The 13,426-nt window shown below is 43.1% G+C and carries 12 protein-coding genes; 7 read left to right on the forward strand and 5 right to left on the reverse strand.

What is annotated here, in order from left to right; genetic code table 11:
* The 3 genes from H6G40_RS05390 to ppsA all read left to right on the forward strand — a co-directional run.
* The coding region (locus H6G40_RS05390; protein ID WP_190537171.1) for an IS30 family transposase at window positions 1-247 on the forward strand (247 nt) is incomplete at its 5' end.
* On the forward strand, window positions 231-773 hold the full coding sequence (locus tag H6G40_RS05395) for an RloB family protein (RefSeq protein ID WP_242028716.1): 543 nt from the start codon (window positions 231-233) through the stop codon (window positions 771-773). The genes H6G40_RS05390 and H6G40_RS05395, both read left to right, overlap by 17 nt.
* A 269-nt stretch (window positions 774-1,042) precedes the next feature.
* Window positions 1,043-3,484 carry a phosphoenolpyruvate synthase gene (gene ppsA, locus H6G40_RS05400; RefSeq protein WP_002751914.1) on the forward strand — a complete coding sequence of 814 codons (2,442 nt, stop codon included), beginning with the start codon at window positions 1,043-1,045 and terminating at the stop codon, window positions 3,482-3,484.
* 216 nt (window positions 3,485-3,700) lie between these two features.
* Here the strand turns inward: ppsA and H6G40_RS05405 are convergent, their stop codons facing one another.
* The 3 genes from H6G40_RS05405 to folD form a co-directional block, all read right to left on the reverse strand.
* Complete coding sequence (locus H6G40_RS05405; protein ID WP_002738007.1) at window positions 3,701-4,033, reverse strand: hypothetical protein; 333 nt, start codon at window positions 4,031-4,033, stop codon at window positions 3,701-3,703.
* 221 nt (window positions 4,034-4,254) lie between these two features.
* Entirely contained in the window at window positions 4,255-5,265 is a 1,011-nt protein-coding gene (locus H6G40_RS05410; RefSeq protein WP_190537373.1) for a hypothetical protein, read from the reverse strand.
* 270 nt (window positions 5,266-5,535) lie between these two features.
* Window positions 5,536-6,390 (reverse strand): bifunctional methylenetetrahydrofolate dehydrogenase/methenyltetrahydrofolate cyclohydrolase FolD, encoded by an 855-nt coding sequence (folD, locus tag H6G40_RS05415; RefSeq protein ID WP_123230234.1) that lies wholly within the window; start codon window positions 6,388-6,390, stop codon window positions 5,536-5,538.
* Window positions 6,391-6,479: 89 nt separating this feature from the next.
* Between folD and H6G40_RS05420 the strand changes: the two genes are divergently transcribed.
* The 3 genes from H6G40_RS05420 to ctpB all read left to right on the forward strand — a co-directional run bounded on the left by H6G40_RS05420 (window position 6,480) and on the right by ctpB (window position 9,172).
* On the forward strand, window positions 6,480-7,178 hold the full coding sequence (locus tag H6G40_RS05420; protein WP_123230233.1) for a single stranded DNA-binding domain-containing protein: 699 nt from the start codon (window positions 6,480-6,482) through the stop codon (window positions 7,176-7,178).
* Between the two features lie 106 nt (window positions 7,179-7,284).
* Window positions 7,285-7,704 (forward strand): NUDIX hydrolase, encoded by a 420-nt coding sequence (locus H6G40_RS05425; RefSeq protein ID WP_042790584.1) that lies wholly within the window; start codon window positions 7,285-7,287, stop codon window positions 7,702-7,704.
* Between the two features lie 142 nt (window positions 7,705-7,846).
* The gene (gene ctpB, locus H6G40_RS05430) at window positions 7,847-9,172 is read left to right on the forward strand and encodes a carboxyl-terminal processing protease CtpB (RefSeq protein ID WP_002735200.1); all 1,326 of its coding nucleotides are present in this window, start codon (window positions 7,847-7,849) and stop codon (window positions 9,170-9,172) included.
* Between the two features lie 244 nt (window positions 9,173-9,416).
* On the opposite strand, the gene recR is transcribed toward ctpB, so the two are convergent.
* Window positions 9,417-10,007, reverse strand: coding sequence for a recombination mediator RecR (gene recR, locus H6G40_RS05435; protein ID WP_043999193.1), 591 nt, complete (start codon window positions 10,005-10,007; stop codon window positions 9,417-9,419).
* A 142-nt stretch (window positions 10,008-10,149) separates the two neighbouring features.
* A complete protein-coding gene (locus tag H6G40_RS05440; protein ID WP_002737551.1) occupies window positions 10,150-10,683 on the reverse strand; it encodes a DUF4330 domain-containing protein in 534 nt (177 codons plus the stop codon).
* 140 nt (window positions 10,684-10,823) lie between these two features.
* Here H6G40_RS05440 and speA point away from each other — a divergent pair, with 140 nt between their 5' ends.
* Entirely contained in the window at window positions 10,824-12,863 is a 2,040-nt protein-coding gene (gene speA, locus H6G40_RS05445) for a biosynthetic arginine decarboxylase (RefSeq protein ID WP_123230232.1), read from the forward strand.
* The last annotated feature ends 563 nt before the right edge of the window (window positions 12,864-13,426 follow it).

The raw sequence follows: 13,426 nt of genomic DNA on the forward strand, positions 1-13,426 counted from the left end.
GAAACTAGGAGCAGATTTTTATTTTGCTACTCCTTATCATTCGTGGGAGAGGGGATTAAACGAGCATACCAATGGACTGTTAAGACAATTTTTCCCCAAGGGAACGAATTTTAAAATCGTTAAGCCAGAGGAGGTGGAAAGAGCCGTAAACTTGATTAACAATCGTCCTCGAAAATGTCTTGACTATCGTACCCCGAATGAGGTATTCTATAAAGGTAGATCAGACAGTGATGCAATTCAGACTTGAATTGGCCACTGAATACTATTACTTTACTTGTTTGAGGGAAGATTTAAAATCTAATAACATTAAAATAAAAGTTAAGGGAGAAGGTCAAAATACCTTGAGTTTAGTCAAGAAAGCAATTAATATTAAAAACAATGAAAAATCAGCATCTTACGATCAAGTTTGGTGTGTTTTTGATAAAGATAATTATACCAAAGAGCAATTTAATCAAGCTGAGGGACTTGCCCAAAAAGAAAATATCAAGATTGCCTATTCTAATGAAGCCTTTGAAATTTGGTATATTTTGCACTTTCAATATCTTGATACTGCTACACCTAGAGATAGATACGGGAGTATTTTAACTAATCAAATGAGAAAACTTGGATTAGTTGGCGAGAAAGAAAAATATGAAAAAAGCCGAGAGAATATCTATGAAAAATTAAAGCCTTATCAGCCTACAGCGATTATCAACGCCGAAAAACTTATTAAACGGCGAGATGAATTAAAACAACATCCTTTTGATCCCCATCCTTCCACTACCGTACATTAATTAGTGAGGGAACTCAATAAAAATAGTCGATCTTAAACTTAACTATTTTGAGATAATTAAGGCTATCATTCAGGAAAGTTACTGTTGAGACTCCTGATTAGTTTGTTAATTTTTGTGTCAAGTACCTAGACAATTAAACCCTTTAGAGATAGGGTGAGCGTGGCTGAGTTGGCTATTGTAGAGTTTTGTAAATAAATATCAAACTCAAGGGTTTTTGAAGATGGTATGTCGCTAAACTGAAAGTATAAAGTACAGAGGTAAAAATACTTATGATGCTACTACAAGATGTTGCGAGAACCTCTAGAGAACAAGCATTAATTCTGTGGTTTGAAGAAGTAGACAGCAAAGATGTGGGATTAGTCGGTGGCAAAAACTCCTCCTTAGGCGAAATGATCCAACAATTAACCCCGAAAGGGATTAATGTCCCCACAGGATTCGCCACCACCGCTTACGCTTACCGTCACTTTGTCGAAAAAGCCGGACTAGACGCACAATTAAGACAAATTTTCCAAGATTTAGACGAAAACGATGTGCAGAACCTGCAAGAAAAAGGTAAACAAGCACGCACATTAATCCTAAATACACCGTTCCCCGATGATTTAAGTCATGCGATCGCTATTGCCTATCGCCGACTCTGTGAACGTTATGGCGATGATCTCTATCATTCCATCGATGTGGCAGTTCGATCGAGCGCCACTGCCGAAGACTTACCAGAAGCGAGTTTTGCCGGACAACAGGAAACCTATCTCAACGTGCAAGGGGTGAGGGGAGTTTTAGAAGCTTGTCATAAATGTTTTGCCTCTTTATTCACCGATCGCGCTATTTCCTACCGTCATCATAACGGTTTCGATCACTTTGCCGTCGCCCTTTCCGTCGGTGTCCAAAAAATGGTGCGTTCAGATCTAGCCACCTCCGGGGTGATGTTTTCCATCGATACGGAAACAGGGTTCAAAAATGCCACTTTAATCACCGCAGCCTACGGTTTAGGGGAAAATGTCGTGCAAGGTGCTGTTAACCCCGACGAATATCTGGTTTTTAAACCCACTCTTAAAAACGGTTACAAACCCATCCTCGACAAACGCCTCGGCAGTAAAGCCATCAAGATGATCTACGATGATGGAGGATCGCGTCTAACCAAGAATATCCGAGTTAACAAGCTAGAACAGGATCAATTCTGCATTAGTGACCAAGAAATCCTCACTTTAGCCCGTTGGACGACCCAAATCGAGGAACATTACTCGCAAGTGCGCGGAACCTACACCCCCATGGACATCGAATGGGCAAAAGATGGGATCACGGGAGAACTCTTTATCGTTCAGGCCCGTCCAGAAACCGTACAATCGCAAAAAGCCGCTAATATCCTTAAATCCTACGAAATTAAAGAAAGAAGTCAAGTTTTAGCGGTGGGACGGAGTGTAGGTGCGGCAATCGGTCAAGGAAAAGCCAGAGTCATCCTCAGTGTAGATAAAATCAACAACTTTAAACCGGGAGAAGTTCTCGTCACCAATCGCACGGATCCCGACTGGGAACCGATTATGAAACAAGCAAGCGCGATCGTGACTAATCAAGGTGGTCGTACTTGCCATGCCGCTATTATCGCACGAGAAATGGGTATTCCGGCGATCGTGGGTTGCAATAATGCCACGGAAACGATTAAAACCGGTCAGGAAGTCACCGTTTGCTGTGCGGAAGGGGATGAAGGGAAAGTTTACCTCGGATTGCTACCCTTTGAAATTCTTGAAACTCCCCTGGACAATTTGCCCCAAACTCGGACAAAAATCCTCATGAATATCGGTAATCCCGAAAAAGCCTTCGCTTTTGCCGATATTCCTGCCCAAGGGGTCGGTTTAGCGCGTCTAGAGTTTATTATCGCTAACCACATTCAGGCCCACCCCAGCGCCTTGCTGAAATTCCACGAATTGGAAGAAGGAGACGTAAAAGACCAAATCGCCGAATTAACCAAGCACTACGAGGATAAACCCCAATTTTTCGTCGATAAATTGGCCCGGGGGATTGCCATGATTGCAGCCGCATTTTACCCCAAAGATGTAATTGTGCGGATGTCCGATTTTAAATCCAATGAATACGCTAATTTATTGGGTGGCAAACCCTTTGAACCCAAGGAAGAAAACCCGATGATCGGTTGGCGCGGCGCTTCCCGTTATACTGATCCTAATTATCGCGAGGCTTTCGCTTTGGAATGTCGGGCGCTGAAAATGGTCCGGGAAGAAATGGGATTAACTAATGTGATTCCGATGATTCCTTTCTGTCGTACTCCCGAAGAAGGGATGAGAGTCCTTGAAGAAATGGCGAAAAATGGTCTCGAACGCGGGGTTGATGGTTTGCAAGTTTATGTGATGTGTGAGTTACCAAGTAATGTAATTCTTGCCGACCAATTTGCTCAGGTGTTTGACGGATTTTCGATCGGTTCTAATGATTTGACCCAATTAACCTTAGGATTAGATCGGGATTCTGCCCTAGTTGCCCATCTTTTTGATGAACGGAATGAGGGAGTTAAACGCATGGTGAAAATGGCTATTGAAACCGCTAAAGCCCATAATCGCAAAATCGGTATCTGTGGTCAAGCTCCCAGTGATTACCCCGAATTCGCTCAATTTTTAGTGGAATTAGGCATCGATTCCATCAGTCTTAATCCTGATTCTGTCCTCAAAACTTTATTGATGGTGGCAGCAGTGGAGCAAGGACAATAGTTTAGTGACAAAGGTGGGCAAGTCCCACCTTTTTTTGTCTTGATATAAGTAGGGTTTGCTGAAAAAGTTTGTTGGTGGGGTTAGTAGCCGCCGACAGGTCAAAAGCCTTATTTTAAAAGGGTTTTAGCATTATTCAGCAAGCCCTAAATAATATAAAAATTTAGGGTGTATTACTCTATGCTAACACACCCAAAACTCAAGATTTTCTTGCAGTCTTTAAACCCCCGCTAATTGTTGTAATTGCAAGAGAGGAGCAAAGGTATTGATATTAACATTAGTCATCACTGTTTCTTCTCCTGCGGCACATTCATAAACCACATAAGTCCAGATACCCGGATTATCTTCCTCGGCACTTTCTCCCTCATAAAAAGTGATTGTACCGTCATCTTCGCACTCGTAATAAGCGGAATAAACATCCTCCCATTCGCAATCGGAATCATTCATGGTTTCCTGAATTACCGTTAGTACCCCTGCGATGTGATGGGGTTGGGTTTCCACCTGCACTAAACGTTCTTCTTCCCAGATAAAATTATGCAGTTCTAGAGTCATATTTCTCCTTAGATATTGACAAATAATTAATTAAAATTACCAACAGTGATTAGCATCCTTTAACGCGGCTTTTACCATCGATAATTGACTAAAATTATCAAAGAAATAGAGCAAAATAAGATGATAATTTCTTCTAAAGTTAAGGCAAGTTTTTGATTATCACCAGAGGATAAAGAGCTATTCACCAATTGATAACATTCATAGATTTTCAAGAATAATTATTAGTTTTTTAAGAGATGGCGGTACTTTTCTTGGAGATTTTCCGTTGCTTTGGTTAATTTTCCCTTTTCGTCTAGGATGGGTAGTTTCATGATTTCCGATGAGGCTTTAATTAAAAGCAGTACCTCCCGAAACTTGGCTGCATCTTCCTCTAGATGAGGATTAAAATTAGCTCGTGACTCCAGTTCATTTAAACTCTTAATAGCTCTACTATTCAGACTATTAACCAGGTATTGTAACTCCTTAATTCTGCGCTGAACTTGTCCTAAAAAACTCTTACTTTTATCTAACTGAGCTATTTTATTATCCACTTCCTTGGCGTATTCGATAGCTTTAGTTAGGGCCTTTTTCCCTTCTCCTCCTAAGACAAAACCACCAATCATTAAAGCAGGTCCGACGGTAATACCTCCTAAAACCACTGTTCCCAAAGCCATACCACCACCACCAGCAGCTAAAGAACCACCTCCTAACCATGCTAAGGTAGCATTCCAAGCGGCTACCCCACTAAGTCCACTAATTGCTGTTCCTGTACTAGCAGTACCGAAAAGACCAATTAATCCTAGGGTTCCCTGACTGGCTGCCGAAGCGACTCCCACTACTTTTAAACCCCCCACAGCCAAACTTTGCGCGTCTAACACTTCTGCTTTAAATTCCTTGAATTGTTCGGCAGAAAATCCCTCAAACCCTTCTAAGAAGCGTTGATGGGATGGGGAAGAATTTTGACCAAGTCTTTGACCTATTCTTTGATCAATTCTGCTAATAAACTTAATAAATCTGCCGATGGTGTTGATTTTGACATTAATTTGCAGTTGACCGTATTCTTCTGCGAATTTTTGGGTAGCTTGAAACTTTTTTTCTAGGGATTTATTTGCTTTTTTGTATCTTTGTTCGGCACTTTTGCCAATTTTTTCCGCCTTTTGTAGCTTAGAGACACCATCAGCACCAGCACTAACACCCACACCAGCAGTAACTAAGGCAGCCGCACCAAGAATAATCGGGATAATAAAGATCATGACCAAAAATCTCCTAGTCTATCCAGTTTTGTAAAATTCTACCAACATAGTTAAAAAAAAATCAAGGATTGTATCGGTAGAATTACGGCTCTCTTGTTCTTTGTGTGATAAGTTTAACTTATATAGAAGTGATCAATCTTTGTGTCCTTTGTGTCTTTGTGGTTCGTTCCAGGCACTCACCAGCAGGACTGTATTTTAGAATAGATTTTACCTACCGAATCCAAGAGAGCCGAATCACTGAATAGCTGATAGCTGGTAGCTGAGGATTTATTACTTGCGTTCGTAACTTAACAACGTATTTTTTAATAACATTGCCACTGTCATCGGACCGACACCACCCGGTACAGGAGTAAGATAACTAGCTACTTCTAAAACTCCAGCATAGTCCACATCCCCCACCAAACGGTCAGCGACGCGATTAATACCCACATCCACCACTACCGCACCAGGTTTTACCATATCCGGGGTGATTAAATTCGCTTTACCGACCGCAGGTACTAAAATATCAGCACTTCTGGTTATTTCTGCCAGATTTTCCGTGCGCGAGTGAGCAATAGTTACCGTAGCGTTTTCCTCCAATAACATTAAAGCTAAAGGTTTCCCCACTAGAATACTGCGACCCAGTACCACCGCGTGCTTACCGGCTATGGGAATATTATATTCTTTCAGCAGTGCCATGACCCCCGCAGGAGTACAACTGCGGATACAGTCCTCACCCCGCACTAAACCGCCTAAATTGAGAGGATGTAAACCATCAGCATCTTTTTTCGGGTCAATTTGGTAGAGAAGGGAAACCGCGTCTAAATGCTTGGGTAAGGGTAATTGAATTAAAATCCCGTCCACCCGCTCATCTTGATTGAGACGGACAATTTCCGCTAAAATTTCTAGTTCACTTGTATCGGTAGGAAAATGACGACCAAAAGAGGCCATGCCGATTTTAGTACAAGCTTTCTCCTTATTGCGTACATAAACGGCACTAGCAGGATTATCCCCCACCATCAACACCGCTAACCCCGGAGGTCTTCCCATTGGAGATTTTAGCGTCTGGATGCGCTCTCCTAGACCAAGCTGGATTTTTTGAGCTAAGGCTTTCCCGTCGAGAATTTGGCAAGTAGTTACGGACATTCTATGATAATACCGAGAACAAAAATCTTTCGGATCCATTCTATGGTCAAAAAGATTGGCTAATCGCACTCGTTAAGGTTAAAGCAAGAATGTCTATTCAGACTCGTCTAGGGCGCATCGGCAGTTTATTATTATTGCTAGGGTTATTCGGTTGTAGTACCCTTGCTGACCTCGGTATTGCCGTTCCCTACATCGGTGATCCTCCCCTAACAGCGATCGAGCAATTACAGGAAAAACCAAAAGGCGCTTTAGTTTATCTTAGGGGAACTGTCAGCAATTATGCCCCTTTTTTAGCGGGAGGAGCCTATCTTTTGCAGGATGGGTCTGGTAAGATTTGGATTCGCACCAATAGCAATAAATTACCCCGTCAAGGCGAAGAAATCGTCATTAAGGGCAAAATTGACTTTGAGGCTATTCCCCAGGGTTCTCAAACCGTTAACGAAGTGTATGTAGTGGAATTAGAACAGATGGATGCAGTAGCGGTTAATTCTCTTCCTACTCCTTCCCCGTCCCCAGAAATTAAACCTTCCCCCACCTCAGAAGTTAAACCCCCAGAAAACAATTCTCCCCCAGTCTCCACTAAACCCCTGGAAAATCCCCGACAGGTGACAATTCCCAGCGCAGCTGAAACAAAACCCCCAGAAACTCCCGTCGTTACCCCCGTTAAACCCAATCCCCCCGCGCAACCCGTCGCGGAAGCGATTCCCCCCAAACCCCCCGCAGTGGTTAAACCCATCCCAGATCCCCTCGATGCTTTCTTTTTACCCCATAAACAAAGCGAGAAATAGCTAGGGTGTGGGGTGTGGGGTGTGGGGTGTGGGGAGAATAAATAAAATAGTCTCCCGTCTCCTGTCTCCTGTCTCCTGTCTCCCGATAACTGATAACTGATAACTGATGATATTTGTTGCTTTGGCGATTTTAGAACAGGACGGTCGCTTTTTAATGCAGTTGCGCGACGACATCCCGACGATTCTCTATCCGGGGGTGTGGGGTTTATTTGGTGGTCACTTGGAAGCGGGTGAAAGTCCAGAAATAGGGTTAAAACGAGAGTTACAAGAAGAAATTAACTACGAAGCCCCTAGTTTACGCTATTTTCGCTCTTATAACGATGATAATCTCTCCCGTTATCTTTATCATGTACCCCTGACCGTGGAATTAGAAAAATTAGTGCAAACGGAAGGGCAAGATTTAGCATTATTACCTCCGGCTGCCATCCGTCAAGGGGAATACTATTCCCAGAAGATTAATCAGACTCGTCCTTTAGGAAAAATTCATCGCCAGATATTGCTCGATTTTATAGAACTAGAATTATAGTGGATACTAGAGCCAGACAAGGAACTCCCTTATCTATACGAAAGTCGTAGTTAACACTGCTCCTCACCTCCCTCGAAGGCAAAATGCTCCCGCTTTTTGAATGGCTTTATTGAAACGTCAATCTTATTTTGGCTTTGTCTTTATGAACCAGTCGCGTCCCTCGTTCGTTTCCGTGCAGAAACTCCTATCTGGAGGTGCGATCGCTACCCTAGCAGTTAGTTCCCTGATAGTCCTCACCCCCGCAGCCAAAGGGGAAAAACCCTTAGAAGATAACCCGAAAGCAGTCATCGACCAGGTTTGGCAAATTGTTAATAATGAATTTGTAGATCGTAGTTTTCATCAAATCGATTGGCAAAAAAAACGTCAAGAATTGTTAAGCAGAAATTATACTAATCCCCAACAAGCTTACACAGCAATTCGCGAAGCTTTAAAGGAATTGGATGATACTTATACCCGTTTTTTAACTCCTAGGGAATTTTCTGTCCTCACCAGTCAAACTTCCGGAGAATTATCGGGAATTGGGGTACGTTTAGCTCTCGATAAACGCAGTAACGATCTGGTTGTTGTCGATACGGTGAAAAAATCCCCCGCCAAGGAAGCGGGAGTGAAAAGCGGCGATCGCCTGATCAGAATTAATGGCAAACCCACCGCTTTAATGACCCTAGAACAGGCAATGGAGGCACTACAGGGAGAAGTGGGTACTAGCGTTAGTTTACAGCTTGCCCGTCCCGATAAAGGGGTATTTGAAGTGACTTTGACCCGGGTAGATATCGAAATCCCCTCCGTTAGCTATACCCTGAAACAGGAAGGTGGGGTGAAAGTTGGTTATATTAAACTAGATGAATTTAGTTCCCACGCAGCCGAACAAATGAAAGAGGCGATCGAGGAATTAAGTCAACAACAGGTATCCGGCTATGTTCTCGATCTGCGGGGCAACCCCGGGGGGTTACTATTTGCTAGTGTCGATATCGCTCGTATGTGGATGAAACAGGGCAAAATCGTTAGCACCATCGATCGACGTGGTGGAGATCGTCAATTTATCGCCAATAACACCGCTATTACCGATTTACCCCTAGTAGTCTTGGTTAATAAAGGTTCCGCCAGCGCCAGCGAAATCCTCGCCGGAGCGCTAAAAGAAAATGGCCGGGCGACTTTAGTAGGTACATCGACTTATGGCAAGAGTACCGTCCAATCGGTACACACCCTTTCCGATGGTTCTGGATTAGCGGTGACAATTGCCCGTTATTATCCCCCCAACGGCGAAAATATCTACAAAAAAGGCATTAAACCCGATGTGCAGATCGAGTTAACCCAAGAACAACAGCTGCGCTTCCGGGATGATCCTTCTTTGCTGGGAACGAAGGATGATCCCCAGTATCAACAGGCGATCTCACTCCTACAATCCCATAGTGTTAAACGTCCCGGCACTGGCAATCTCAATAACCCTTTGAGTAGTCGGGCCGAATAATCGTCCTAGAAAATCTGGGGAAACGGCTACTGTTTCGGCGAAATGGCGATTCTAGAACAGCCTTTAAAGTCTTTAACAGCGCTCTCTCTCGCTCCCGTGCAGTTGCTGGTGATTCCCCCCCCAAAGATTTCTGCAGCTACAAATTCTGCAACTAAGCATAATACGCATTATAAAACTGTATCGCTGGCTACAAATGCTCGATTATTCGCCAAAAAGTAACCTGATCAAAACCTCACACCCTGCTCTATAATTCCCGACGACCTTCTAAAGCTCTCGCTAAAGTTACTTCATCAGCGTATTCCAGATCGCCGCCCATGGGCAACCCGAAAGCGATACGGGTAACTTTAGTGAAGGGTTTCAGTAAACCCCCGATATACAAAGTCGTGGTTTCCCCCTCGACACTGGGACTGATAGCTAAGATAACTTCCTGAATTTTTTTCTGGCTGACTCTGGTGACTAAAGACTGTATATTTAATTGATCCGGTCCAATCCCATCCATAGGTGAGATAACACCCCCTAAAACGTGATATTTGCCCGAATATTCCCTAGTTTTCTCCAAAGCAATCACATCTCTGGAGTCAGCTACCACACAGATAGTCCCCGTTTCTCGGTTAGGATTGCGGCAAATTTCGCAGATCGGTTCGGCCGAAAGATGAAAACAAACCTGACATAATCCTACTTGTTTTTTAGCCGCTACGATCGCCTGGGCCAATTCGATCGCATCTTGTTCTGGTCGTTTGAGAATATACAGGGCCAAACGTTGGGCGCTTTTGGGTCCGACTCCAGGTAATTTTTGTAACTGCTCGATCAAACGAGCTAAAGGCGGTGTATAAATAGCAGTTAATCCTCTTATCAGTTATCAGTTATCAGTTATCAGTGGGTAAGTTATCAGTTATCAGATTTGAGTTTTCAAGTGAGCAGTGTTACATGGAAGTTTCCTGCTGTCTTTTCACTGTTTACTGCTCACTGTTTACTAACTAAGACCTTTTTGGTAAACGGACATCGATAACACTGGTGTTGAAATTATAATTATCTCCTTCCAACTCGATTAAAGTGCCAATTTTCACCTTTTGACCGCCAACAACCGCACCAGTGTCGGTAACTTCCGCTTGACCACTGAGAGTCATAATCATATCTTGAGAATAGTTTTCCGTGCGGGGATCCGGTAGGACTTTCACACTACCATCCGGCTGCGGAACTAAGACATTTCTGGATAAAGGTTTAACATTTTTTATATCCACTTGACCAGCCGGTTGATTACGAATAACAATATTAGTTTTCTTCTCGGTATTGAATTGATTAATCAAAGCATTGGGATTGAGAACACTTAAACCCCGGACAATAACATCCACTTCTATGGGTTCTTTGGTAACTTGAGCGATCGTACTTTTACCACTTGTCCCCGGTACAACAAAAATACCGATAATTGTCAATAAAATTACTAAGGCCGCTCCGATATCAAGCAAGCTAAATTTACCGAATAAACGTCCTTTTGAGTCTAATAACTGCATAGCCTTGAATTTATATAGATGACTATTCCTAGAGATCGAGCCTAGAGAGTAAATTCTATCACGATCGGAATCTTGGTCGCAGACAGGAAGTCTGACTTAAGATAGAAGATCGGAGTCTCACACGGAGCGATCGATAGACAATGGCGGGTAAAACTCAACTTAAGAAACAAGAAAAGCAATTATCTCCACTCGATCTGACCCCTTCTGACGGTAACAACCTCGAAAAAGTTGCCCCCGTTAAACATTGGTCGATCGAAGATAGCGAAAATCTCTATCGCATCCAAGGCTGGGGAGAACCCTATTTCTCGATCAATGCCGCAGGAAATATTACCGTTTCGCCCCAGGGAGAAAGGGGCGGTTCTTTGGACTTATACGAGTTAGTTTCAGCGATTAAGCGGCGAAATATCGGTTTACCCTTACTAATTCGGTTTAGTGATATTTTGGAAGACCGGATCGAGCGCCTAAATGCCTGTTTTAACCGAGCGATCGCCCGTTATAATTATGCCAACGTCTATCGCGGTGTCTATCCGATCAAGTGCAATCAACACCGTCACATCGTCGAGTCTTTAGTGCGTTTTGGCAAACCCTATCAATTTGGGCTGGAGGCTGGTTCAAAACCTGAGCTAATGATTGCTTTAGCGACCCTAGAACCTGCCTTAAACGGCAAAAATGACAAAACACAACCCTTGCTAATTTGTAACGGCTATAAGGACAAAGAATACCTGGAAACTGCCCTATTGACCACTCGTCTCGGTCATCGGCCTTTGATTGTCATCGAACAATTGGAGGAATTATATTTAACCCTGCGCGTCAGTCGTCAGTTAGGAATTGCCCCACATTTGGGAGTGCGTGCGAAACTGGGGACAAAAGGGGTGGGCCGTTGGGGATGTTCCACGGGAGACCGGGCCAAATTCGGTTTAACCGTCCCGGAAATCTTAACGGTGGTGACGGAATTAGAACAAGCGGGGATGTTAGATTGTCTGCAACTGCTGCACTATCATATCGGGTCGCAAATCTCCGCTATTAGCGTCATTAAGGATGCTATTCGCGAAGCTAGTCAGATTTATGTGGAATTAGCGAAATTAGGGGCAAATATGACCTATCTCGATGTGGGGGGTGGTTTAGGGGTGGATTACGATGGCTCAAAAACTAACTTCTACGCCTCAAAAAACTACAATATGCAGAATTATGCCAATGATATCGTGGCTGAGGTCAAGGAAGCTTGTGAAGATGCCCAGATTTCACCCCCAATTCTCATCAGTGAAAGTGGCCGGGCGATCGCTTCTCATCAATCGGTGTTAGTCTTTGATATCTTGGGAAGTAGTGAGGTTCCCCAAAATCCCCCCGATCCCTGCAATGGGAAAGAACATCTGATCCTCCGTAATCTCTGGGAAACCTACACGGGTATCGATGAGCGCAATTATCAGGAAGCTTATCACGATGCGGGACAGTTCAAAGAGGAGGCGATTAGTCTGTTTAATTTCGGTTATCTCAGTCTCAAAGAACGAGCTAGAGCCGAACAATTGTACTGGGCTTGTTGTCACAAAATTCTGCAAGTGGCCCGACAAGAGGATTATGTTCCCGATGACTTGGAAGACTTAGAGCAAATTATGGCCTCAATTTATTATGCCAATCTCTCGGTTTTTCAATCAGTTCCCGATAGTTGGGCGATCGATCAACTATTTCCAATTATGCCGATCCATCGTCTTGATCGAGAACCTACTCAAAGAGGAATTCTCGCCGATTTAACCTGTGATAGTGATGGGAAAATTGCCCAGTTTATCGATTTGCGCGGGGACATAAAATCAGTTTTAGAATTGCATCCGTTGGAGTACAAAAACGGTAAACATTCTCCAGAACCCTATTATCTAGGAATGTTTTTGGTGGGTGCTTATCAAGAGATTATGGGCAATTTACATAATCTTTTTGGCGATACTAACGTGGTACATATTCAGATGAGTCCCAAGGGGTACGATATCGAGTATCTAGTCAAAGGAGATACGATCACGGAAGTATTAAGTTATGTGCAGTATTCTGCGGAAGACCTGTTAGAAAGAATTCGTCTTCGTTGTGAACAAGCTTTGCAGGAAAATCGCATGACTGTGGAAGAATCCCAGTTACTACTACAGGATTATGAACGCAGTTTGCGACGTTATACCTATCTAGTGGGTGGGGATTAATAGAGGTTACTTGTGGGGGAAATTTAGCTCATTTTCCCTTTTTAAAGCATTGATCGCAGAATTTTGGGCTAATGCTACCTCTGGTAGTACATTTATATGTATTTTCTCACTCCTTTCTTGCCGTCCCGCAGGAGGGAAGCGACATCAACATCTATTTCGTAAAAATTTAGTTACAAATACTTTGCGATTTGTGTCAATAACTTGCTACCTGCTACTTTTGCTACAGGAAATAGGTTACAACCCACATTCCGCATTTCTTATCATTCAATTGATAATTTGATAATTATTACTAATACATTGCTTACAACCCATTGGCAGGAAGGATTATAGCTACAATTATTGATTTTCATCAAGGTGATGTAAAAATATATAAAAATATATAAAAATATATAAAAATGTGCGGAATTTCGGTTACAACTAATGATGGAATAGAGTAAGTGGGTGGGTGGAATTAAGTATAAGATGAACGTAGGTTGGACTTCGGCCGTGAGCTTTTGCCGAACGGTTGAAGAATGAAACCCAACTCCTGCTCATGTTACGCTACCGCCAACCCATCCTACCAA

The organism is Microcystis viridis FACHB-1342, from assembly GCF_014698335.1.
GTDB lineage: Bacteria > Cyanobacteriota > Cyanobacteriia > Cyanobacteriales > Microcystaceae > Microcystis > Microcystis ichthyoblabe_A.